This window comes from Streptomyces sp. NPDC002701, assembly GCF_042889045.1.
Classification (GTDB): Bacteria; Actinomycetota; Actinomycetes; order Streptomycetales; family Streptomycetaceae; genus Streptomyces.
Window position 1 is genome coordinate 18,919 of sequence record NZ_JBIAQL010000003.1, and the last position, 22,289, is coordinate 41,207.

Genomic DNA, 22,289 nt, shown 5'->3' on the forward strand with positions numbered 1-22,289 from the left:
ATACGCACAGGTATTGTCAAGACCGACTTACCGACATCGGACGGAACGGAGAGCACGCGTGACGCGCAGCGTGTACGTGACCGGGATCGACCGGGGCGACGGCCGCCAGGTCGTCGAGCTGGGAGTCATGGAGCTCCTGACGCGGCAGGTGGACCGGGTGGGGGTGTTCCGGCCGCTCGTCCACGACGGGCCCGACCGTCTCTTCGAGCTGTTGCGTGCCCGCTACCGCCTGGCGCAGGACCCGGCGACGGTCTACGGCATGGACTACCACGAGGCGTCCGCGCTCCAGGCCGAGCAGGGCACCGACGAGCTGGTCTCCCAGCTCGTCGACCGCTTCCTGCGGGTGGCCCGCGACTACGACGTGGTCCTCGTCCTGGGTACGGACTACGCGGACACCCAGTTCCCGGACGAGCTGGCGCTCAACGCCCGCCTGGCGAACGAGTTCGGCGCGTCCGTGATCCCGGTCGTGGGCGGCCGGGGGCAGACCGTCGAGTCGGTGCTGGCGGAGACCCGCAACGCGTTCCGCGCCTACGACGGACTGGGCTGCGACGTCCTCGCGATGGTGGTCAACCGGGTCGCGCCCGCCGACCGCGGCGACATCCACGAGCTGCTCCACGACCGCCTGCCCGTGCCGTGTCACGTGCTGCCGGACGAGCCCGCGCTCTCCGCGCCCACGGTCGCCCAGATCACCCACGCCCTCGGCGGCAAGGTGCTGCTCGGCGACGACGCGGGGCTCGCGCGCGACGCGATGGACTTCGTCTTCGGCGGCGCCATGCTGCCGAACTTCCTGGGCGCGCTGACCCCGGGCTGCATGGTCGTCACGCCCGGTGACCGCGCCGACCTCGTGGTGGGCGCCCTCGCCGCGCACAGCGCCGGGACCCCGCCGATCGCGGGCGTGCTGCTCACCCTGAACGAGCGTCCCAGCGACCTGGTCCTGACCCTGGCCGCCCGCCTCGCCCCCGGCACCCCGGTGGTCGCGGTGGAGACCGGCTCCTTCCTCACGGCGTCCGAACTCTTCGCCATGGAGGGCAAGCTGAACGCGGCCACACCCCGCAAGGCGGAGACCGCCCTCGGTCTCTTCGAGCGGTACGTGGACACCGGCGATCTGCTCAAGCGCGTCTCGGCGCCCAGCAGCGGCCGCGTCACCCCGATGATGTTCGAGCACACCCTCCTGGAGCGGGCCCGCTCCGACAAGCGGCGCATCGTGCTGCCGGAGGGCACCGAGTCGCGCATCCTGCACGCGGCCGAGGTGCTGCTGCGCCGCGGTGTCTGCGACCTCACCCTGCTGGGCCCCGTGGAGCAGATCCGCAAGAAGGCCGCCGACCTCGGCATCGACCTCGGCGCCGCGCAGCTGATCGACCCGCAGACCTCGGAACTGCGCGACCGGTTCGCCGAGAGGTACGCCCAGCTCCGCGCCCACAAGGGCGTGTCGGTGGAGCTGGCGTACGACGTCGTCTCGGACGTCAACTACTTCGGCACGCTAATGGTCCAGGAGGGCCTGGCGGACGGCATGGTGTCGGGTTCGGTGCACTCGACCGCGGCCACCATCCGGCCGGCCTTCGAGATCATCAAGACCAAGCCCGGGGGCGGCTCCCGGCCGGAGGCCGGCGGAGCGTCGATCGTCTCGTCGGTGTTCTTCATGTGCCTGGCCGACAAGGTCCTCGTGTACGGCGACTGCGCGGTCAACCCGGACCCGAACGCCGAGCAGCTGGCCGACATCGCCGTCCAGTCGGCGGCCACCGCCGCGCAGTTCGGGGTCGAGCCGCGGATCGCGATGCTCTCGTACTCGACGGGCACGTCCGGTTCGGGCGCGGACGTCGACAAGGTGCGCACGGCCACCGAGCTGGTCCGCTCGCGGCGCGGGGACCTGCGGATCGAGGGGCCCATCCAGTACGACGCGGCCGTCGAGCCGTCCGTCGCGGCGACCAAGCTGCCGGGGTCGGAGGTCGCCGGGCAGGCGTCCGTGCTGATCTTCCCGGACCTCAACACCGGCAACAACACCTACAAGGCCGTGCAGCGCTCGGCCGGCGCGATCGCGGTCGGACCGGTCCTGCAGGGCCTGCGCAAGCCGGTCAACGACCTGTCCCGCGGCGCGCTCGTCGGGGACATCGTGAACACGGTCGCCATCACCGCGATCCAGGCCCAGGCCACGGACCCCGCCTCGACCCCGACCCCGACCCCGAAGGCTCCCACCACGTGACTGCCACCCGCGTCCTCGTCCTCAACTCCGGCTCCTCGTCGGTGAAGTACCAGCTCCTCGACATGCGCGACGACAGCCGGCTGGCCGTGGGCCTCGTCGAGCGCATCGGCGAGGAGACCTCCCGGCTCAAGCACTCCCCGCTGGCCGCGGGCGGTGAGTCCCGTGAGACGACCGGGCCGATCGCCGACCACGAGGCCGCGCTGAAGGCCGTCGCACAGGAGCTGTCCAGGGACGGGCTCGGCCTGGACTCCGCCGAGCTGGCCGCGATCGGTCACCGCGTCGTGCACGGCGGGAAGCGGTTCACCGAGCCGACCGTCGTCGACGACGCGGTCCTCGCCGAGATCGAGCGCCTCATCCCGGTGGCGCCGCTGCACAACCCGGCCAACCTCACCGGTATCCGCACCGCCCAGGGGCTGCGCCCCGACCTTCCCCAGGTCGCCGTCTTCGACACCGCGTTCCACACGACGATGCCGGAGGCCGCGGCCCGCTACGCCATCGACGTGGAGACCGCCGACCGGCACCGCGTCCGCCGGTACGGCTTCCACGGCACCTCGCACGCGTACGTGTCCCGCGAGACCGCCCGGCTGCTCGGCCGGGCTCCCGAGGACGTGAACGTGATCGTGCTGCACCTGGGCAACGGCGCCTCGGCGTCGGCGGTCGAGGGGGGCCGGTGCGTGGACACCTCCATGGGGCTGACGCCCCTGGAGGGGCTCGTGATGGGGACGCGCTCCGGAGACGTGGATCCCGCGGTCATCTTCCATTTGGCGCGCGTTGGCGGGATGTCCACGGACGAGATCGACACTCTGCTCAACAAGAGGAGCGGTCTGATCGGTCTGTGCGGGGACAACGACATGCGGGAGATCCTCCGGCGCATCGACGAGGGCGGCGAGGATGCCGCGCGGGCGCGGCTCGCCTTCGACATCTACATCCACAGACTGAGGAAATACATCGGCGCGTACTACGCGGTGCTGGGCCGGGTCGACGCGGTCACCTTCACGGCCGGCGTCGGGGAGAACTCCGCCCCGGTGCGCGAGGCGGCGGTCGCGGGCCTGGAGACGCTGGGCCTGGCCGTCGACGGCGGCCTGAACGCCGTACGGTCCGACGGGCCGCGGCTGATCTCGCCCGAGGGCGCGAGGGTCGCGGTCGCCGTCGTGCCGACCGACGAGGAACTGGAGATCGCCCGCCAGACGTATGCGCTCGTGGGAGACGGGACCGGCTGAGAAGGCGCCGACGGGCCGCCGGGAATCAAGGGAAAAGCCGCCGGAAAGCGATAGAAGAGCAGCCAGGAGAACCGCGAGGAAAAGCCCGCCGGGCCCACGCCTGAGCGCGCACCCGCCCATTTGTACCTTCCGCTAGACGGAATATTCCGAAGCGAAACAAACCGATAGGATCGCCCCCATGCGCCGTTCCAAAATCGTCTGCACACTGGGCCCCGCCGTCGACTCCCACGAACAGCTCGTCTCGCTGATCGAGGCCGGCATGAACGTGGCTCGTTTCAACTTCAGCCACGGCTCCCACGCCGAGCACCAGGGCCGGTACGACCGGGTCCGCTCCGCCGCCCAGGAGACGGGCCGCGCCATCGGCGTCCTCGCCGACCTCCAGGGCCCGAAGATCCGGCTGGAGACCTTCGCCGAGGGCCCCGTGGAGCTGGAGCGGGGTGACGAGTTCACCATCACGACCGAGGACGTCCCGGGCGACAAGTCGATCTGCGGCACCACGTACAAGGGCCTGCCGGGCGACGTCTCCAAGGGCGACCAGGTCCTGATCAACGACGGCAACGTCGAGCTGCGGGTCGTCGAGGTCGAGGGCCCGAACGTCAAGACGATCGTCATCGAGGGCGGCGTCATCTCGGACCACAAGGGCATCAACCTGCCCGGTACGGCCGTGAACGTGCCGGCGCTGTCCGAGAAGGACGTCGACGACCTGCGCTTCGCCCTGCGGATGGGCTGCGACCTGGTCGCGCTCTCCTTCGTGCGCGACGCCCACGACGTGAACGACGTGCACAAGATCATGGACGAGGAGGGCCGCCGGGTCCCCGTCATCGCCAAGGTGGAGAAGCCGCAGGCGGTGGAGAACATGGAGGCCGTCGTCGCGGCCTTCGACGGTGTCATGGTGGCCCGTGGCGACCTGGCCGTCGAGTACCCCCTGGAGCGGGTCCCGATGGTGCAGAAGCGCCTGGTGGAGCTGTGCAGGCGCAACGCCAAGCCGGTGATCGTCGCGACCCAGATGATGGAGTCGATGATCACCAACTCCCGTCCCACGCGCGCCGAGGCGTCCGACGTGGCCAACGCGATCCTGGACGGGGCGGACGCGGTCATGCTGTCCGCCGAGTCGAGCGTCGGCGCGTACCCGATCGAGACCGTGAAGACGATGTCGAAGATCGTCGTCGCGGCCGAGGAGGAGCTGCTCTCCAAGGGTCTGCAGCCCCTCGTGCCGGGCAAGAAGCCCCGGACGCAGGGTGGTTCGGTGGCCCGTGCCGCGTGCGAGATCGCGGACTTCCTGGGCGGCAAGGGCCTGGTGGCCTTCACCAAGTCGGGTGACACCGCGCGCCGGCTGTCCCGCTACCGCGCCTCCCAGCCGATCCAGGCGTTCACCACGGACGAGGGCACCCGCAACCAGCTGTCGCTGAGCTGGGGCGTCGAGTCGCACGTCGTGCCGTTCGTGCACAGCACCGACGAGATGGTCGAGCTCGTCGACAACGAACTGCGCAAGCTCAACCGCTTCAGCGAGGGCGACATCGTCGTGATGACCGCCGGTTCGCCTCCCGGCGTCCCCGGCACCACCAACATGGTCCGCGTGCACCACCTGGGCGGCTGAACCGCTCCCGTACGCCACCGAGGGCGCCCCCTGTGATCCAGGAGGCGCCCTCGGTGCGTGTCGGAGTGCCGGACTCGTCCCGGGTCGTCACCCGAGCGGCGTGTTGTACTGGTGCATCCCGGGCACGGTCAGTGTTCCGCCGAACTGGGCGGCCTGCACGACCTTCACCTTCGTGAAGTAGATCAGCGGGATGTTCAGCGGCGGCGGGTGCTTCGGGTCGAACGTGATCGGGATCAGCCCGAGCAGGTTGCCGGAGATGCTCTCCGTGTACATGACCGTCTTGCCGTCGTCGATGGTGGACGTCGTGCCGCTGCCCGCCTGCACGTGGTAGCGCACCCCGGCGTCCTTGTCGTCGACCATCTGGTGCAGGTCGCCGATGTCGGTGCCGTTGGAGATCACGTACTTCAGGACCTCCTTGACCGAGCCGTTGGCCGTCTTCACCTTGACGATGCCCTGGTAGTCGGCGCCCTTGAGCGTCAGGGAGCTGGCCTCCAGCAGCCACGGGTCGTCGGCGAGGGCGGGGATGCCCGTCTCGACGCCGCCCTCCTCGTCGGTGGCGGCCGGACAGTCGTCCGGGTCCGTGGTGGCACTCGCGGACGGGCTGGGCGTCGGGGAGGCGGTGGCCTCGTCCTCGGCCTTCTCCGTGGCCTCGGCGGCCGGCTCGGTCGCCGCGTCGGACCCGTCCTCGGCCGAGTCCTCGCCGTCGCTGCCGTCCTCCGGCTTGCCGGCCGTGTCCTCGCCGGTGTCCTTCGAATCCTTCGGGTCCTTCGCCTCCTCGGAGGCGCTCTTCGTGGCGGACGGGCCGGCCGTGGCGGACGGCTCCGCGGTGGGGGTCGCGGACTCCTTCCCGCCGGGCGTGAGGATGTCCTCCAGCGCGTCGCCGATCTCGTCCAGGACGTTGCCGTCGCTCTGGGACGGGGTGGGCGCCGGCGTGGACGCACCGCCCCCGGACCCGGCGGGCGCGCTCGTGGAGGGGGCCGGCGCGGGGGCGGGCTCGTCCTCGGAACCTGAATCCGAGGAAGAGCCGTCACCCGTCGAGCCGTCGCCCGCGGAGCCGCCGCCGGACGGGTTCCCGTCCGGCGAGTCCTGGTCCCCGTCGCCGGAGGAGGGGGCGTCGGCCGAGGCGGAGGGCGTCGGGGTCGGCGACGCGGTGGCGTCCTCCTCGGACCCGTCGGCGTCCGTCTTGCTGTCGTCCAGCGCCTCGACGCAGTCCTTGTACTCGTCGATCGTGAGGTTCTTCGCCGACGGCTTGTCGTCCGCCTGGGCGAGCGTCGGCGTGAACCCCATGCCCATGAGGATCGCTGTCGGCATCGACGCGATGGCTATCGCCTTGCCCGCGGGCACGTGCAGCCTGGTGAACAGCGGTTTCCTGGGGGCTGCGTGCCGCGGCCCGGTTCTCGCACGGGACTCGCCCGCGGAGTCCGCGTAGTGGACCTCGTCAGCCGGCACTGTGCCTCCCGTTCGCCCCGTTGGTCGGGCTCGTTCCTGACAGATCGTTCGGCTCGACCGCTCCACCGGCCGGCGCGGCCGGCAGAGCGCCGCTTCCCTTGTCCGTACGGTCCGTCTCGGCCCGGTGCGCGGCCGGCTCCTCGCCCGGCACCCAGGCGACCGCCATCCCGCCGCCGACGAGGGCCAGCAGGAATCCGATCAGGAAACCGCCGAGGTTCGACACGGGGATGGAGACCAGCCCGAGCAGGATCGCCGCCACCCCGGCGAAGACCCGCACGTGCTTCTGGTACCAGAGGCTGATTCCGAGAACGCCGAGGAGCACCCCGATGATGAGCGAACCGGCACCCGCGGTCGTCGCCATGGCCAGCGTGAGATGCCCGATCTGAAGGTTCGCGTACGGGAAGTACGCGATCGGGAATCCCGCGAGCAGGATGAACAGGCCGGCCCAGAACGGACGGCCACCCCGCCAGGCACGGAACCGCAGCCGCCAGTAGGTGATTTGACCGCGCGCGGCAGGAGTCCCTGCAGGAGTCTCGGCGCTCATGGAAAACAGCTCCCTGGAACGGCGTTGCTGTGAGAGGTTCACGTACTACGAAGTAGGGGGACGGGCGGGTGAGGCGGCACAGGCCCCTCACCCGCCCGGAGAGTGCTTAGTAGCACTCCTTGACACCCTTGGACAGCGACATCTTGAGGCCGCTGAGCTTGAAGGTGCCGGCGGTGGTCGCCCACGCCGTCTGCTTCACGTCGGTCAGCACGGCCTTCTCGGCCTGCTGCGCGAAGCCGTAGGGGTTCGCCTGGTCACCCTTGGCGATTCCCGGACCCTTGCTGGCGTCCTTGGCCGCAACACCGATGTCGATGTTGGTGAAGGTCGCGTTCGCCGAGAGGTCCTCGACGTCGATGTAGAGGTTCTCGGCCTCTACCGGCTTGCTGCCGCCGCCGGCCTTCAGGGTCAGGCTGACGGACCCCAAGAACGGGACGTCCGGGGTGACCACGGACTGGCACATGTTCGTGATCGAGGCGGACTTGAACGCCGACACCGCGACCGGGTGCGCCGTCTTGTCGCCCTTGAGCGTGTACCCCTGGTCGATGGCTCCGTACTGCGAGAAGCCGGTGCCGACCAACTGGTCCGCCGTCACCTTGAACGACTGACCCGACACGCTGAACGACGCGGCGAGAGCGCCTTGCGCAAGGGCGATGCCTATGCACGCCGTGGCGGCCACGCTGGGCACCATGACGACGGCGAACCGCTTCCATCTGGTCCCGCCACGCACCTGGGACTCCATATTTCCTCCTTCTCGGACGTACATCTCCGGCCCTGGCTGCCTCCAGACGGCGGCTCAGCCGGGCAGGGATGGGAGAAGTGCTACGTCCTCGGGAAGGAGAGCGCCCGAACCCGCGGCGCGCAACGCACCCGAATCACCGGCGATCACCCCCGAGCGACAACCACTGGTCGCGCCTGAACACTTCACGCACAACCTGCCGGACAGGCTCCGCCGAGAACGGCGAAGACCCCCCTGTCCAAGGGCCGGCGCCACTGCCGCCGCCCCTACTCGGTGGGGACCCAAGGAAACCCGCTGACCCGAGTGGCTGTCGGGGGGAGGGAAATGGACCGAGCGTCGCCGATCGTGGTGCATTCTCGCCGCCCGCACAAGGGGGTTCGTTACTGGCTAGTAACGGCCGGATAACCGAACAACGACCCGTCGGTATCGGGCGACAACTGAGGGTGGCGTCAACAGAGGGGGCAAAGTGGTCGAAGATTGGATGGAATCCGACAGAACCCGGCCGTCGACTTACTCGCAGTAACAGCGGCCGCGCTTACCAAGTTTTGGTAAAGCGCGGCCGCAGGTGGCTCTGTCGGCAAATCTTTCACCCGGGTATCACAGGCCCAGGCGTTTAGCGACTGGTCAGAACAGCGCCCGGGCCAGCGCCCTGCGCGCGGCGGTCACCCGCGGGTCCTCGCCGCCGACCACCTCGAACAGCTCCAGCAGCCGTACGCGCGCCGCTTCCCGGTCGTCGCCGGCCGTCCGCGCCACGGTGTCGACGAGCCGCCCCAGGGCGTCCTCGACATGACCGCCCACCAGGTCCAGGTCGGCGGCGGCGATCTGCGCGGGCACGTCGGCGGGCCGGTCCGCGGCGTCCTTGCGCACCTGCTGCGGGTCGACGCCCTGCACCCGCTGGAGCAGCTCGGCCTGGGCGAGGCCCAACTTGGCCTCCGTGTTGCCCGGGTCGTCGCTCAGCACGTTCCGGTACGCCTGTACGGCGCCGCTCAGGTCGCCGGCGTCCAGTGCCCGCACGGCCGCCTCGAGCAGTGCGTCATACGGTCCCGCCGGGGCCTCGGGAGCCGCCGCGGCCTCGCCACCCGGGCCGGTGCCGTCCTGGTCGACGGTCAGGCCCGTGAGCCCGAACCGCTCCTCGGCGACCTGCACCAACTGGTCCAGGGTGCCCCGGATCTGGGCCTCGGGAGCGGCGCCCTGGAAGAGCGGCAGGGCCTGCCCGGCCACCACCGCGAAGACGGCCGGGATCCCCTGGATCCCGAACTGCTGCATCAGCATCTGATTCGCGTCGACGTCGATCTTGGCGAGGACGAACCGGCCGTTGTACTCGGTGGCGAGCCGCTCCAGGAGCGGGCTGAGCTGCTTGCAGGGCTCGCACCACTCGGCCCAGAAGTCGATGACGACCGGCACCTCGGTGGAGCGCTGGAGGACGTCCCGCTCAAAACCCGCCTCGTCGACATCGATGACGAGACTCGACGCGGACACCGCGGGAACGGCCCCGCCGCCCTGCCGTGCCGCTTCGGCGCGCGCCTGCTCCGCCTTCGCCTTGGCCTCCTGGGCCGCTTTCACCGCGGCGAGGTCGACGACTCCGCTCATGGACATGTTCCGTGGCTGCATGCGCCTATCCTCCCCCCTCCGCGCGCCTACGTGAAAAGCGTCCCGCTTTCGCTACGGGTCGTAGCGTAACTGGGTCCGGGCGGCCCGCGGAAGACCGTTCCGGTGATCTCCCTCACGCGTCCGTCCGATCCCCCTTCGCGGAACGTCCGGATATGGTCGCCGACATGCAGAGTCGCACCTCCGCCCCTCGTACGGGGCGTCCGCGCAGCGTCGAGGCCGACGCCGCGATCCTGGCGGCGACGCGTGCGGCTCTCGTCGAACTGGGCTGGTCCAAACTGACCCTGGGGAACGTGGCGACCCGGGCGGGTGTCGCGAAGACGACGCTCTACCGGCGCTGGGCGGGCAAGAACGAACTCGTGGTCGACGCGGTGGCGGCCCTCTTCGACGAACTGGAACTGCCCGACCGGGGCACGCTCGCGGCGGACATCGAAGGGGTGGTGCTCCAGTTCGCGGCCATCCTGGCCCGGCCCGAGGCGAGGAGCGGGCTGATGGCGGTGCTCGCCGAGTCGACGTGCGACGACGCGCTGCGCGAACGCATCCGGACGTCGGTCGTCGACCGTCAGAAGCGGCTGGTGCTGGAGGGGCGGGCCCGCGCGCAGGTGCGGGGCGAGCTGCCGCCGGAGCCGGACGCGTCGGCGGCCGCGCGGTCCGCGGACCTCATCTTCGACATCGTGGCCGGGGCGGTGGTGCACCGCACGCTGATCAGCGCGGAGCCGGTGGATCAGCCGTGGGCCCACGACTTCACCAGAATCCTCCTCCTGGGCCTGACGGGCACGACCCCCCAGCCATGAAGGGCCCTCGCCCCCACCGCCCCTTCCCGACCCGACCCTGGGGGCTGCGCCCCCAGACCCCCCAGTCGCGCTGCGCGCTCCCGCGCAGTTCCCCGCGCCCCGAGGTACCTAGGGGCGCGGGGCACTGCGCAACGGGGGTTCGGGGCCGACCCCCCCCCGGGCCCGGGGCGCGCCCCCCCCTTGTCCCCCGCCCCCCCCCCCCCGCGGGGGGGGGGGAAACGCCGCAACGGGGGTTCGGGGCAGCGCCCCCGAGTCAGAACCCCGGTGGCTCCGTGTACACCCCCCACTCCTCCCGGAGGACCCCGCAGATCTCCCCCAGCGTCGCCTCCACCCGCACCGCGTCCAGCATCGGCCCGATCATGTTCGACCCGTCCCGCGCGGCAGCCAGCATCGCGTCCAGCGAGGACCGCACGGCGGCCTCGTCCCGCGCGCCCCGCCGGACCCCCAGCTCCCGCACCTGCTCCCGCTCCACCTCATGGCTGACCCGCAGGATCTCCAGGTCCCCGGTGACGGACCCGTGGTGGACGTTCACCCCCACCACCCGCTTGTCGCCCTTCTCGAGCGCCCGCTGGTACTGGAACGCGGACTCCGCGATCTCCCCGGTGAACCACCCGTCCTCGATCCCCCGCAGGATCCCGGAGGTGATCGGCCCGATGGGGTGCTGTCCGTCGGGCCGCGCCCGCGCCCCCCGCTCCCTGATCTGCTCGAAGATCCGCTCGGCGTCCGCCTCGATGCGGTCCGTCAACTGCTCGACGTACCAGGAACCGCCCAGCGGGTCCGCCACGTTGGCGACGCCGGTCTCCTCCATCAGCACCTGCTGGGTGCGCAGGGCGATCTCCGCCGCCTGCTCGGACGGCAGGGCGAGCGTCTCGTCCAGCGCGTTCGTGTGCAGCGAGTTGGTGCCGCCCAGCACCGCGGCCAGTGCCTCGACCGCCGTACGGACGACGTTGTTGTACGGCTGCTGGGCCGTCAGCGAGACGCCGGCCGTCTGCGTGTGGAAGCGCAGCCACTGCGCCTTCTCCGACCGCGCCCCGTACACGTCCCGCATCCACCGCGCCCAGATCCGCCGCGCCGCCCGGAACTTGGCGATCTCCTCGAAGAAGTCGAGGTGCGCGTCGAAGAAGAAGGACAGGCCCGGGGCGAACACGTCCACGTCCATCCCGCGGCTGAGCCCCAGCTCCACGTACCCGAAGCCGTCCGCCAGCGTGTACGCCAGCTCCTGCGCGGCCGTCGAGCCGGCCTCGCGGATGTGGTACCCGGAGACCGACAACGGCTTGTACGCGGGGATCTTCGCCGCGCAGTGCTCCATCAGGTCCCCGATGAGCCGCAGATGGGGCTCGGGCTGGAAGAGCCACTCCTTCTGCGCGATGTACTCCTTGAAGATGTCGGTCTGGAGCGTGCCGTTGAGCACCGCCGGGTCCACGCCCTGCCGCTCGGCGGCCACCAGGTACATGCAGAAGACCGGGACCGCGGGCCCGCTGATCGTCATGGACGTCGTCACGTCACCGAGCGGGATGTCCTTGAAGAGGACCTCCATGTCGGCCGCGGAGTCGATCGCGACGCCACAGTGGCCGACCTCGCCGAGCGCGCGCGGGTCGTCGGAGTCGCGCCCCATGAGGGTGGGCATGTCGAAGGCCACGGAGAGCCCGCCCCCGCCGTTGGCGAGGATCATCTTGTAGCGCTCGTTGGTCTGCTCGGCGTTCCCGAACCCGGCGAACTGCCGGATGGTCCACGTCCGCCCCCGGTAGCCCGTCGCGTGGAGACCCCGTGTGTAGGGGTACTCCCCGGGCCAGCCGATCCGCTCGAACCCGTCGTACGTGTCCCCGGGCCGGGGTCCGTAGACAGGTTCCACGGAGTCCCCGGAGAGCGTGGTGAAGTCGGCCTCACGCTTGCGCGAGGCGTCGTAACGGGCCTGCCAGCGTCGGCGGCCCTCTTCGATGGCGTCAGCGTCCATGCTTCGAATTTACTAGGACGTCCTAGTAAATGTCGATGGCAGACCGCCACGGATACGCCCGTGGCGGTGGTGACGGCCGTACAGCGGGACTCCGGGGGGCGACCGGTCAGGCTTTGGCGACCGCGCCCGGCTCGTCGGCGACCTTCGGCTCCAGCTCCCGGCTGACCCGGCGCTCCACGAAGAAGGCGGCGGTGGGGACGGTGCCCGCGAGCAGCACCCACAGGAGTTTCGGGACCGGCCACTTCGCCTTGGAGCCCAGGTCGAAGGCGAAGACCAGGTAGACGACGTACAGCCAGCCGTGGGCGACGCTGACGACACGGGTGAAGTCCGCGGCGCCGTCCAGGTCGAGCACGTACTTGCCGATCATCCCGAGGACCAGCAGGACCAGCAGGACACCGGTGACGTAGGCCATGACGCGGTAGCGGGTCAGCACGCTCTTTTTCATGGCTACGAGCGTAACCACCGGTTTGGCACGATCTTCGGGCGCCCCCGGCACCCCCGCGCTGCGGGCGCTACTCCTCGTCGAAGTCGTGCGCGGCCACTCTGAGCGGCCGCAGCATCGCGAAGATCTCCTCGCACTCCTCGGCGTCGTACACCCCGAGGCCGAAGTCCATCGCCATCAGCTCGCGGGTCGCCGCGTCACAGACCTCGCGGCCCTTTTCGGTGATCGAGGCGAGGGTGCCGCGTCCGTCGTTGGGGTTGGGCCGCTTGTCGACGAGCCCCGACCGCACGAGCCGGTCCACGGTGTTCGTCACGGACGTCGGGTGCACCATCAGCCGCTCGCCGATCTTGGACATCGGCAGCTCGCCCGCCTTGGAGAAGGTGAGCAGCACCAGCGCCTCGTACCGGGCGAACGTCAGCCCGTACGGCTTGACGACCGCGTCGACCTCGGCGAGGAGGATCTGGTGCGCGCGCATGATCGAGGTGATGGCGCCCATGGAGGGCACGGATCCCCAGCGCTGCTTCCAGAGCTCGTCCGCGCGGGCGATGGGATCGAAGGCAAGGCTGAGCGGCTTCGGCACGGCAAAGACCCTACCGGCCGGTCATATCGTGGTCAGCCCCGTCTCGCGTTTCGGTACGCATGCCCCAGGGCGTCTCTTCTGGATCACCCCGCGTCCCGCTGCCGGGACAGTGCCCCGGTCCCGCCCCCGGCCTTCGCGGTGCGCCGCACCTCCGCCGCCAGGAGGAGGCAGCACAGCGTCCCGAGCACACCGACCCCGCCCACCACCGTGCTGACCGGCCAGAACTCGGCGGCGGCCCCGGCCAGGGCCATGCCCACCCCCTGAATGGTCATCAGCCCCGCGGTGTGGACGGTCATGGCCCGCCCCCGCAGTTCCTCGGGCACGGCGTCCACGAACCAGCGGTCGAGTCCCAGGGTGTACGCGCCCGCCGACCCGGCGAGCACCAGCGCGAGCAGGATCCAGCCGAGGCCCGGGTGGAACGGGTAGGCGAGCAGCGGCAGCAGGCCGCAGCCGGCGAGGGGCAGCACGATCCGGGAGCGGGCCCCGGGAGACAGGGCGGCGCCCGCGTACAGCTCCCCCGCGATCGTCCCGACCGGCATCGCGCACATCAGCAGCCCGACCCAGGCCGTGCCGACGCCGGTCTGGTCCGCGTACGCGGCGGCGAGCGCCTCCGGCGCGACGACGAACATCGGCGGCACCCACAGGAGCAGGAGCAGTGCCCGGATCCGCCGGTCGCCGAGGACCTGCCGGGTGCCGGCGAGCGAGTACCGCATCAGGGATCCGCCGCCGGCCTTCGCGGGCCTGCGCCGCGTGCCGAACCGCAGGAGCAGCGCCGAGGCGAGGAAGGTGGCGAGGGTGATGACCAGCGCTCCGCGCGACGGTACGAAGGTCAGCAGGACGCCGCCCACGCCGAAGCCCACGAGCACGGCGCTCTGCGACACGATCCGCAGGAGGGAGCGGCCGAGCACGAACAGGTCGCCGTCGCCGAGGATGGCGGTCAGCGTCGCCATCCGGGTGCCGCTGAACACCGGTGAGACGGCCGCGATGACGCACCGCAGCCCCAGCAGCGCGGCGACGGGGGTGGCCGGCAGGGCCATCAGCGCCGCGCATCCGGCGCACACGAGGTCGCACACGACGAGCACCCGCCGTGCCGGGAAGCGGTCGGCCACTCCGGAGAGCAGCGTCCCGCCCACCAGGTACGGCAGGAAGCCCAGCGCGAAGACCAGCGCGCTGAGCAGGGGCGATCCCGTCAGCTCGTACACGAGCACGGTCAGGGCGATCTCGCTGACGACGACGCCGAGCAGGGACAGGGCGTGCGCGGCGAAGACGGCCCGGAACTCCTTGACGGCGAAGGCGGCGCGGTAGCCGCCCCGCCCCGCGTCGGCGGTGGACTCCGGCGCCGTCGTCACGGACGGTGTTTCTTCTGGCATGGGCAGCAGCGTCACGCGTGCGCGGCGGACGGCATAGTGTTTCGGCGCAGGCCGAATCTTCCGTCGGGAGGCGTAATGCCGTTCCACCTCCTCTTCCGGGAGGACGACCTTCTCAACTGCCGTTTCGCGGTGTCGCCCCTGTGGGAGACGCACGAGGCGGTCCGCACCCTGAGGCGCCCGGAGCGGCAGGGATACCACTCCGCGTGGCTGCGCCGCATCCGCGCCGAGGCGGCGGCGCTCGACCTGGAGCCCCTGTGGCTGCTGATGCCGCAGCGCGGGAACAGCCCGGACTGCCTGATGCCGCCCCCGATCGGTCCCGCGGCCACGTTCGAGGAGGAGATCGCCGCCGTGCGCGGCACCGGTCCCGAGGTCGCCCGCGCCGAGCTCGCGGTCTCCCTCGCGGACACCCCCGGCGCCGCCGAGTCCCCGCTCGGCCGGGCGATGCTCGCCGATCCGGCACGCGCCGTGCGGGACCTCGCGGACACGATGGAGGCGGCCTGGCACGCGCTCGTGGAGCCCGCCTGGCCGCGGCTGCGCGCCCTGCTGGAGGCCGACGTGTCCTTCCATTCGCGGCGCCTCGCCGAAGTGGGCCTCGCCGGGCTGCTGCCCGAGCTGGACCGGCGGGTCGCCTGGGACGCGGGCAGGCTCACGGTCGACGCGCGGAGCGAGCACGTACGCGAACTCGGCGGCCGGGGCCTGGTGCTGATGCCCAGCGTCTTCAGCTGGCCGGACGTGGTGAGCGGCTTCGACGCGCCCTGGCAGCCGACGCTCGTCTACCCCGCGCGCGGCATCGGCGGACTGTGGGCCGAGCCGTCCGACCGGACGCCCGAGGCGCTGGTACGGCTCCTCGGCCGGGGCCGCGCCGCCGTGCTGGCCGCCCTGGAGGAACCGTCCGCGACCACGGCCCTCGCCCACCGGCTCGGTCTCGCGCCCTCGTCCGTCTCGGCGCACCTGTCGACCCTGCGCGACGCGGGCCTGCTCGTCTCGCACCGCTACGGACACCAGGTGCTGTACGAGCGGACACCGCTCGGCATCGCGCTGGCCGCGGGTGAGACCTGACGCCCCGACAGGGGGGCGGGGAGCCCGGCCGGGCGGTGGTCCGGCCGGAGAGGGGCGGCTCGCGGTGTCGTACCCATGACCGATAGGTGCGTTATGTCACGATGGCCGACATCCGTCACCGACGGTGACCCTCGCGTCACCTCCGCCCAAGGGGGCAGGATGTTCCGGCCGACCCGTACCCTCGCGGCGCTCTCGGCGCTCGCCGCGCTCGGACTCGCGACGGGCTGCTCGTCCCCGCCCGGGGCCGACACGACCGCCGTCGCCCGGGAGACCCGCGCGCAGGCGAGCCCCGCCGCCGGTTCCCCGTTCTGGGTCGACCCGTCGAGCCCCGCCGCCCGGCAGGTCAGGGCATGGGAGCGGCAGGGCCGCGGGCACGACGCCCGGCTGCTCAGGCGCATCGCGGACCGGCCCGCGGCGCTGTGGCCGGCCGGCGACCGGCCGGAGCCGAGCATCCGGGAGGCGACCGGGGCGGCGGCCCGGGCGGGGCGGACGGCGGTGTTCGTCGCGTACGACATCCCGCACCGCGACTGCGGTCAGCACTCGGCGGGCGGGGCCCCCGACGCGAACGCCTACCGCGACTGGATCGAGCGGTTCGCGCGGGCGCTCGGCGACAGCGACGCGCTGGTGGTGCTGGAGCCCGACGCGGTCGCCCACATCGTCGACGGCTGCACACCGGTCGAGTACCACGCGGAGCGCGAGCAGTTGCTCGCCGAGGCGATCGTGCGGCTGAAGCGGCAGCCGCGCACGAAGGTGTACCTGGACGCGGGCAACCCGGCCTGGATCGAGGACCCGCGAAAGCTCGTCGAGCCCCTGGGGCGGGCCGGTGTCGCGAACGCCGACGGCTTCGCGCTGAACGTCTCCAACTTCCAGACGGACGCGGCCATCAAGGAGTACGGCCGCCGCCTCTCCGCGGCCCTCGGCGGCAAGCACTTCGTCATGGACACCAGCCGCAACGGCAACGGCCCGCTGGGCGGCGACCCCTCCGACGCCTGGTGCAACCCGCCGGGCCGGGCCCTCGGCGCCCCGCCCACCACGGACACCGGGGACCCTCTCGTGGACGCGTACCTGTGGATCAAGCGGCCCGGAGAGTCGGACGGACAGTGCCGCGGCGGCCCCGCCGCCGGGCAGTGGTGGGCGGACTACGCCCTGGGCCTGGCCCGCAACTCCGGGGCCTGACGGGCCCCGTGGACGTGCCGGGCCCGCCGGCCGCGGCACGTCACCTGACCTGGATCCACTTCGCCTCGGAGGGCGTCCCGTCGCCGTCCGTCACGAACAGCATGTACCAGCCGGGCGGTACCAGCGTCCGGTCCTTCGGCACGGTCACGGTCACCGAGTCCGCGGTCCGGGTGAGCTCCAGCGCGACGGAGCGCTGCTCGACGTCCGTGGTGTGCGTGACCGCGCTGGGCCGCATCAGCCGGGCGTTCACGATCCGTGCCGGGTGCCGGGTCGCGAAGGTGGCGCGGCCGTCGCCGGTGACCTCCTGCGGTCCGTCGCCCAGCACGGGGCGGTTCCCGGCGTTCTTGTGCAGGGCCGGCGGGGTGTAGATCTCCATGCGCTGCTCGAAGTGGCCGAGCTTGGTGTTCTGCTGGTCGTCGAAGAGCGGGTCGGAGCCGAAGGTGGCGATCCGGCCGTCGGGCAGCAGGAGCGCCTCGGAGTGGTAGTTGCGGCCGACCTTCGGCGCGGCGGCCGTGCGGAACGAGTTGGATTTCGGGTCGTAGAACTGCGCCTTGTGGATGTTGCTGGCGCCGCGCCCGCGGTAGTCCTTCGCGCCGTTCGACGTGAACACCGAGTCGTCCGGCATGATCACGCTGTTCAGATAGCGGGTGCCCTGCGGCAGGTCGGGGCCGTCCTCGAAGACGGGGTTGTCCTTCTTGAGGTCGACGACGGCCGTGCGCGAGGTCGACTTCTTCGACTCGCCGACGCCTCCGCCGCCGAGGATCATCACCTTCTGGTCCTGGGCGGGCGGCAGCAGGAGCGAGGCCGAGGTCTCCGTCACGTCCTGGTCGCTCAGACCGGGCACCTTCCGGAACGTGTTGGCCTTCAGGTCCCACAGCCCCGCCTCGCGGCCGAGCCCGGCGGGACCGTAACCGGCGTTGGAGGCCGGGTAGAAGAGCTTGCCGCCCTTGGTGAGGAAGAGGGCCGGGTAGGTGGGGAAGTAGCGCTTGGGACCCGGGGTCCACTTCCTGGTCCGCGGGTCGTAGATCTCGTTGTCGCCCGGGTCGATCACCCCGACGTCGTCGAGTCCGGAGACCGCGAGCACCTTCCCGTCCTGGAGCCCGACGAGCGTCGGGTACCAGCGGGCCTTGTCCATCGGCTCGACGGGCACGTACTTCTCCGCCGTCGGATCGAACTCGTAGGCGGCCCTGATCCCCTGGAAGTCCTGCTTCTCCATGGTGATCTTCTCGGAGAGACCGTACGTGTTCTTCGCGTCCTTGCCCTTGAGGCCGAGGATCTCGTACTGGGCGCGCTTGTCCGTGACCGGGGCCGGACCGTCCTCGGTGGCCTCGACGAAGACCCGGGCCTCGCTCGCCTTGACCTTCGTCTTCCAGGGCTGCATCACACCGGCCCTGTTGTAGGTGATCACCTGGCTGCGCTTCGCCTTGGGGACGGTGACGTCGAAGCGGCTGACGTACTCGACGCCTGTGGGCGAGCGGAAGCGGGTGCCCTTCTTCAGGACGACCGGCTTGTCCGGGTTCTCGTTCTTCACCCGCATGCCGCCGCCGGCCCGTTCGACCTCGCCGTCGAGCAGTTCGTAGCGGGCCGTCCCGCCGGCCACCAGCAGTCGTCCGCTGGGGAGTTGGGCGTGCCCGGCGCAGAAGAAGTCCTCGGGCGTCGGGATCCTCTTGAAGGCGCCGGTCCTCGGGTCCCACAGGACGGTGTCGAAGGAGCCCTTGTCGAACTTCTTCTGCTCGTTGCCGGAGCCCGCCACGATCAGGACCTTGCCGGTGTGCAGGAGCGCGGCGTGGATGGCGTTGGTGCGGAACTCCTCCGGGATGTCCAGCTGTTTCCAGGAGCCGTACTTCGCCTGGTAGCCGGGCTGGGCGATCTTGTACTCGTGGTACTGCTCCGAGGCGAAGCCGATGGCGGCCGGGGCGTTGAGTCCGGCGAGCAGCGCGACACCGCCGACACCGAGCAGCCGCTTCTGGGTCTTCTTCGAGAGCCGGTTGGCCATGGCCTAGTTACCTCCTGTCGTACTGCTGGAGACGGTCCCGGCGGGGAGCGAGCCACTGGACACCGGGCCGCCGGCGCGGCCCGCGAGCGCCGGGGCGGGCTCGGCGGTCTCGGTGATCCGGACGGTGGGCACGACGCGCCGGTCCGCCCCGCGCGCCCGTTTCCGGGTGGCGGCCCACACGCCCACCGGGGCGAGGGAGATGGCGAGCGCGAGGAGCGCCCAGGTGCGCATCGCCGCGTGGGTGTGGTCGAGCACGAACGACGCGACCAGTGACGTCGACAGGACGGCCGCCCAGAAGAGGTGGATACGGAAGGTCAGCAGCCGGTCGGGGCTGGTGTCGCCGCCCTTGGGGGTGACGACGAAGCGGCTGGGACGGCGGACCAGGGCCGCGCCGAGGGACCTGAGGTAGATCGGCGCGGAGAGGGCCGACATCGCCATGCCGGCGAGGCCGCCGGAACCCTCCGGCTCGTGCGGGGAGACGTTGTGCCGCCGGTTCCACAGATACAGACCGACCTGGAGTGCGGCGGCGTCGCTGTAGAGCATCAGCCACATCGAGGCGGAGACCTGGGTGCCGGACGCGCCGAAGCACAGGAACAGCACGCAGCTCAGGATGCCCAGCAGCCAGTTGACGGCCGTCATGGGGTAGTAGACGAGCATCAGGGTGTACGAGAAGAGCCGTCCGGGCGGCATCGAGAAGGGTGCCTTCCAGTACTGCTTGAACAGCGTCTCGTACGTACCGCGCGACCAGCGCATCTGCTGGGTGAAGAAGTCGGTCCAGGAGGCGGGGCCCTCACCGACGGCGAGCACGTCCGGGGTGTAGACGGAACTCCAGTGGCGGCCGGTCCTCGGGTTGCGGTGCCGGTGCAGCTCGAAGCCGGTGGCCATGTCCTCGGTGATGGAGTCGTAGAGGCCGCCGATCTGCTTGACGGCCTCGATCCGTACGACGTTGTTGGTGCCGACGAACATGGGCGCGCGGTAGCGGTTGCCGGCGCGCTGGATCAGGGCGTGGAAGAGGAACTGCTGGGACTCGGCCGCCTTGGTGACGGGGGTGGTGTAGTTGCCGTACACCTGCGGGCCGACGACGAAGGCGACGTCCGGGTCGCGGAAGTAGCCCATCATCCGTTCCAGGAACTCCGGGAGCGGCACGTGGTCCGTGTCGACGGAGGCGAAGTAGTCGTACGCGCCGCCGTGCATCGCGATCCACGCGTTGTAGTTGCCGTGCTTCGTACGGGCCTTGTGGACGCCCTCGGCCCTGTTCCACTCCGGGACGCCGTGCCGGGTGAAGTGACGTACGCCCAGTTCCTCGCAGAGGGCTTTCGCCTGCGCGTCGTCGCCCTCGTCGAGGAGCCATACGTCGACGACGCTGCCCGGGCCGTCGTGGGTGACGCGGACGGCCCCTTCGAGGGTGGCGCGGACCATCGACAGGGGTTCCTTGCCGGGGACGTACGTGGTGAGGAAGGCGACGCGGGTCCCGTTCTCGGGGGTGACGGGGACCGGGTCCCGGGCGACCATCGTCGCGTGGGCGATGGAGACCACGTTGACGACCATGAACAGTTCGATCAGGCCGATCGCCACGAGCATCGTGATGTCGAGCCCGACGAGCCAGCGGGCGCCGCCCTCGCGCTCCACCCAGTGGCTGGGCCACACGAGGTAGACCAGGAGCAGCCCCGTGAGCAGCGGGGCGAGCGTCATGAGCAGGACGGCTCTTATTCGGTGGGGCTCGCTCGACAGGAGCTTGGTGTACTGCACCCGGTACGCCGATCCGGACGGCTCCGTGAGCGGTCCGGCCAGCCGGCTGTGGGTGTCGTAGTCGTAGCCCTCCGGCCGCACAGTGCCCTCCAGTGATCGAACAAAGCCGATACCCACACAAAAGTGCGTTTTGGACGGCGTGTCGAACGGAGGGGGTCCAGTTGGGGGTTGAGGGCACCTTCGGGTGCGGGTCAGGTGTGGCCGGTAGCGCGTTTTCCCCGCACCCCTGAAAGCAGGGCGCCGATCTTTCAGGGGCGCGGGGAACTGCGCGACCGGCCCCCACCGGGCCGCACGATGAACACAGGCGGTGGCGCCGAACCGACCGTCAGGGCGACAGGTGGCGCTCCACCGTCGCAACCTTGGACGTGAGCCCGTCGGTGACACCCGGCCGGATGTCGGCCTTCAGGACGAGCGACACCCGAGGCGCCCGCGCCTCCACCGCGGCCACGGCCCGCCGGACGACGTCCATGACCTCGTCCCACTCCCCCTCGACCGACGTGAACATCGCGTCGGTCCGGTTCGGCAGCCCCGACTCACGAACCACCCGCACCGCGTCGGCCACGTACTCCCCCACGTCCTCACCGACCCCCAGCGGCGTCACGGAGAAGGCGACGATCACGCGCCCACGATCCCCTCGTTGCGCGCGCGGGACGCGATGACCGCGTCCTCGGCCTCCCGCTTCAGCTTGCGCTCGGCGAAGAACCCGCCCGTCGGCAGCACGGAGAGGACGAAGTACAGGGCCGCGGTCTTCAGCCCCCACTTGGCCCGGTTCCAGGCGTCGGCCCAGAAGATCACGTACAGCACGAAGAGGATGCCGTGGACCATGCCCATCACCGGCACCGCGTTGAAGTCCGTGGTCCGCTTCAGCACCGAGCAGACGAGCAGCAGCAGGAACGAGACGGCTTCCGGGGCGGAGACCAGACGGAGGCGGCGGAGGGCGGAGGCGGTCTTGATGTCCACGGGTCACCTTCGGAGAGGAGGAACGGCAGGGGTAACAGCGCCCGGCGCCCGCCTTGTGAACGCACGCACAAGCATTCCCATTGAAGCATCCGGGCATCCCGGGATGCGTCGAGGGTGCGCTCGGGGTGTGCTCGGGGTGTGCTCGGGGTGTGCTCGGGGTCGGATCATCCTGAAGGATCTGGCCGACGGCCACACCGCCCGGCTACCGTCACCACGTGGCGATGTTCCGACTCCAAGGCAGCAAGGTGCTGGCCGTCGACATGACCGGGGACGCCGTGAAGGCGAAGAACGGCTCCATGGTCGCGTACGACGGGCAGATGGCCTTCAAGAAGCTCAGCGGCGGCGGCGAGGGTATCCGCGGCATGGTGACGCGCCGGATCACCGGCGAGCAGATGACCCTCATGGAGGTGAAGGGCCAGGGCACGTGCTGGTTCGCCGACCGGGCCAGCGAGATCAACCTCGTGAGCCTCCAGGGCGACAAACTCTTCGTCGAGTCGAGCAACCTGCTCGCGACCGACGCGGGTCTGCGTACGGGCACGTCCTTCACGGGGCTCAGGGGCGCCTCACAGGGCAACGGGCTGTTCACGACGACCGTCGAGGGGCACGGCCAGGCGGCGATCATGTCGGACGGCCCGGCGGTGGTCCTGCGGGTCAGCTCGCAATACCCGCTCACCGTCGACCCGGGCGCGTACATCGCCCACCAGGGCGATCTGCGGCAGTCCTTCCAGTCCGGCGTGACGTTCCGCACGTTCATGGGCGAGGGCGGCGGCGAAGCCTTCCAGATCCGCTTCGAGGGTGACGGAGTCGTCTACGTGCAGCCCAGTGAGCGCAACTCGATCGCGGGAGACGTGTGAC

Annotated in this window: 19 protein-coding genes; 7 read left to right on the plus strand and 12 right to left on the minus strand. The window is 70.9% G+C overall.

Annotation, left to right across the window (positions count from 1 at the left end):
• Window positions 1–58 precede the first annotated feature (58 nt).
• The 3 genes from pta (at window position 59) to pyk (ending at window position 5,017) form a co-directional block, all read left to right on the plus strand.
• Window positions 59–2,200, plus strand: coding sequence for a phosphate acetyltransferase (pta, locus tag ACFYXC_RS08490; protein WP_389548532.1), 2,142 nt, complete (start codon window positions 59–61; stop codon window positions 2,198–2,200).
• Window positions 2,197–3,420 carry an acetate kinase gene (locus tag ACFYXC_RS08495; RefSeq protein WP_389548535.1) on the plus strand — a complete coding sequence of 408 codons (1,224 nt, stop codon included), beginning with the start codon at window positions 2,197–2,199 and terminating at the stop codon, window positions 3,418–3,420. The genes pta and ACFYXC_RS08495 overlap by 4 nt, the downstream gene beginning before the upstream one ends.
• A 178-nt stretch (window positions 3,421–3,598) precedes the next feature.
• Window positions 3,599–5,017, plus strand: coding sequence for a pyruvate kinase (gene pyk / locus ACFYXC_RS08500; protein ID WP_388912807.1), 1,419 nt, complete (start codon window positions 3,599–3,601; stop codon window positions 5,015–5,017).
• Window positions 5,018–5,104: 87 nt separating this feature from the next.
• Here pyk and ACFYXC_RS08505 read toward each other — a convergent pair whose 3' ends face one another.
• From ACFYXC_RS08505 to ACFYXC_RS08520, 4 genes are all read right to left on the minus strand, one after another.
• Window positions 5,105–6,466, minus strand: coding sequence for a hypothetical protein (locus ACFYXC_RS08505; RefSeq protein WP_389548538.1), 1,362 nt, complete (start codon window positions 6,464–6,466; stop codon window positions 5,105–5,107).
• Window positions 6,456–7,010 carry a DUF6114 domain-containing protein gene (locus ACFYXC_RS08510; RefSeq protein ID WP_388912801.1) on the minus strand — a complete coding sequence of 185 codons (555 nt, stop codon included), beginning with the start codon at window positions 7,008–7,010 and terminating at the stop codon, window positions 6,456–6,458. The genes ACFYXC_RS08505 and ACFYXC_RS08510 overlap by 11 nt, the downstream gene beginning before the upstream one ends.
• A gap of 106 nt (window positions 7,011–7,116) precedes the next feature.
• On the minus strand, window positions 7,117–7,749 hold the full coding sequence (locus tag ACFYXC_RS08515; protein ID WP_189773398.1) for a DUF6230 family protein: 633 nt from the start codon (window positions 7,747–7,749) through the stop codon (window positions 7,117–7,119).
• Window positions 7,750–8,370: 621 nt separating this feature from the next.
• Complete coding sequence (locus ACFYXC_RS08520; RefSeq protein WP_389548543.1) at window positions 8,371–9,357, minus strand: tetratricopeptide repeat protein; 987 nt, start codon at window positions 9,355–9,357, stop codon at window positions 8,371–8,373.
• 164 nt (window positions 9,358–9,521) lie between these two features.
• On the opposite strand from ACFYXC_RS08520, the gene ACFYXC_RS08525 reads away from it, so the two are divergent.
• Complete coding sequence (locus ACFYXC_RS08525) at window positions 9,522–10,148, plus strand: TetR/AcrR family transcriptional regulator (RefSeq protein ID WP_388912794.1); 627 nt, start codon at window positions 9,522–9,524, stop codon at window positions 10,146–10,148.
• Between the two features lie 253 nt (window positions 10,149–10,401).
• Here ACFYXC_RS08525 and ACFYXC_RS08530 read toward each other — a convergent pair whose 3' ends face one another.
• The 4 genes from ACFYXC_RS08530 to ACFYXC_RS08545 all read right to left on the minus strand — a co-directional run bounded on the left by ACFYXC_RS08530 (window position 10,402) and on the right by ACFYXC_RS08545 (window position 14,494).
• On the minus strand, window positions 10,402–12,102 hold the full coding sequence (locus ACFYXC_RS08530; RefSeq protein WP_388912791.1) for a methylmalonyl-CoA mutase: 1,701 nt from the start codon (window positions 12,100–12,102) through the stop codon (window positions 10,402–10,404).
• Between the two features lie 106 nt (window positions 12,103–12,208).
• Window positions 12,209–12,547: a DUF3817 domain-containing protein gene (locus ACFYXC_RS08535; protein ID WP_389548547.1), complete on the minus strand. Its 339-nt coding sequence runs from the start codon at window positions 12,545–12,547 to the stop codon at window positions 12,209–12,211.
• 67 nt (window positions 12,548–12,614) lie between these two features.
• Window positions 12,615–13,124 carry a MarR family winged helix-turn-helix transcriptional regulator gene (locus ACFYXC_RS08540; RefSeq protein WP_388912785.1) on the minus strand — a complete coding sequence of 170 codons (510 nt, stop codon included), beginning with the start codon at window positions 13,122–13,124 and terminating at the stop codon, window positions 12,615–12,617.
• Between the two features lie 83 nt (window positions 13,125–13,207).
• The gene (locus ACFYXC_RS08545; RefSeq protein WP_388912782.1) at window positions 13,208–14,494 is read right to left on the minus strand and encodes an MFS transporter; all 1,287 of its coding nucleotides are present in this window, start codon (window positions 14,492–14,494) and stop codon (window positions 13,208–13,210) included.
• A 75-nt stretch (window positions 14,495–14,569) separates the two neighbouring features.
• Here ACFYXC_RS08545 and ACFYXC_RS08550 point away from each other — a divergent pair, with 75 nt between their 5' ends.
• Together ACFYXC_RS08550 and ACFYXC_RS08555 are read left to right on the plus strand one after the other, a co-directional pair.
• Window positions 14,570–15,553, plus strand: coding sequence for a DUF5937 family protein (locus tag ACFYXC_RS08550; RefSeq protein WP_388912780.1), 984 nt, complete (start codon window positions 14,570–14,572; stop codon window positions 15,551–15,553).
• Window positions 15,554–15,712: 159 nt separating this feature from the next.
• Window positions 15,713–16,729, plus strand: coding sequence for a glycoside hydrolase family 6 protein (locus ACFYXC_RS08555; protein WP_389548552.1), 1,017 nt, complete (start codon window positions 15,713–15,715; stop codon window positions 16,727–16,729).
• Between the two features lie 40 nt (window positions 16,730–16,769).
• Here the strand turns inward: ACFYXC_RS08555 and ACFYXC_RS08560 are convergent, their stop codons facing one another.
• The 4 genes from ACFYXC_RS08560 to ACFYXC_RS08575 form a co-directional block, all read right to left on the minus strand.
• Window positions 16,770–18,725, minus strand: coding sequence for a galactose oxidase-like domain-containing protein (locus ACFYXC_RS08560; RefSeq protein WP_389548555.1), 1,956 nt, complete (start codon window positions 18,723–18,725; stop codon window positions 16,770–16,772).
• A gap of 3 nt (window positions 18,726–18,728) precedes the next feature.
• Window positions 18,729–20,555: a glycosyltransferase family 2 protein gene (locus ACFYXC_RS08565; RefSeq protein ID WP_388912771.1), complete on the minus strand. Its 1,827-nt coding sequence runs from the start codon at window positions 20,553–20,555 to the stop codon at window positions 18,729–18,731.
• A 244-nt stretch (window positions 20,556–20,799) separates the two neighbouring features.
• On the minus strand, window positions 20,800–21,093 hold the full coding sequence (locus tag ACFYXC_RS08570; protein ID WP_388912768.1) for an MTH1187 family thiamine-binding protein: 294 nt from the start codon (window positions 21,091–21,093) through the stop codon (window positions 20,800–20,802).
• Window positions 21,090–21,434, minus strand: a complete 345-nt coding sequence (locus ACFYXC_RS08575; protein WP_388912765.1) for a DUF3817 domain-containing protein — start codon at window positions 21,432–21,434, stop codon at window positions 21,090–21,092. Before ACFYXC_RS08575 ends, ACFYXC_RS08570 begins: the two co-directional genes overlap by 4 nt.
• A gap of 221 nt (window positions 21,435–21,655) precedes the next feature.
• Here ACFYXC_RS08575 and ACFYXC_RS08580 point away from each other — a divergent pair, with 221 nt between their 5' ends.
• The gene (locus ACFYXC_RS08580) at window positions 21,656–22,288 is read left to right on the plus strand and encodes an AIM24 family protein (RefSeq protein ID WP_389549959.1); all 633 of its coding nucleotides are present in this window, start codon (window positions 21,656–21,658) and stop codon (window positions 22,286–22,288) included.
• Window position 22,289: the final 1 nt, after the last annotated feature.

What these genes read in the sequence shown, in the direction of transcription:
- pyk (WP_388912807.1), top strand. Translation starts at nt 3,599, where the DNA reads ATGCGCCGTTCCAAAATCGTCTGCACACTGGGCCCCGCCGTCGACTCC.
- ACFYXC_RS08510 (WP_388912801.1), bottom strand. Translation starts at nt 7,010, where the DNA reads ATGAGCGCCGAGACTCCTGCAGGGACTCCTGCCGCGCGCGGTCAAATC.
- ACFYXC_RS08515 (WP_189773398.1), bottom strand. Translation starts at nt 7,749, where the DNA reads ATGGAGTCCCAGGTGCGTGGCGGGACCAGATGGAAGCGGTTCGCCGTC.
- ACFYXC_RS08520 (WP_389548543.1), bottom strand. Translation starts at nt 9,357, where the DNA reads ATGCAGCCACGGAACATGTCCATGAGCGGAGTCGTCGACCTCGCCGCG.
- ACFYXC_RS08525 (WP_388912794.1), top strand. Translation starts at nt 9,522, where the DNA reads ATGCAGAGTCGCACCTCCGCCCCTCGTACGGGGCGTCCGCGCAGCGTC.
- ACFYXC_RS08530 (WP_388912791.1), bottom strand. Translation starts at nt 12,102, where the DNA reads ATGGACGCTGACGCCATCGAAGAGGGCCGCCGACGCTGGCAGGCCCGT.
- ACFYXC_RS08535 (WP_389548547.1), bottom strand. Translation starts at nt 12,547, where the DNA reads ATGAAAAAGAGCGTGCTGACCCGCTACCGCGTCATGGCCTACGTCACC.
- ACFYXC_RS08545 (WP_388912782.1), bottom strand. Translation starts at nt 14,494, where the DNA reads ATGCCAGAAGAAACACCGTCCGTGACGACGGCGCCGGAGTCCACCGCC.
- ACFYXC_RS08550 (WP_388912780.1), top strand. Translation starts at nt 14,570, where the DNA reads ATGCCGTTCCACCTCCTCTTCCGGGAGGACGACCTTCTCAACTGCCGT.
- ACFYXC_RS08555 (WP_389548552.1), top strand. Translation starts at nt 15,713, where the DNA reads ATGTTCCGGCCGACCCGTACCCTCGCGGCGCTCTCGGCGCTCGCCGCG.
- ACFYXC_RS08560 (WP_389548555.1), bottom strand. Translation starts at nt 18,725, where the DNA reads ATGGCCAACCGGCTCTCGAAGAAGACCCAGAAGCGGCTGCTCGGTGTC.
- ACFYXC_RS08580 (WP_389549959.1), top strand. Translation starts at nt 21,656, where the DNA reads ATGTTCCGACTCCAAGGCAGCAAGGTGCTGGCCGTCGACATGACCGGG.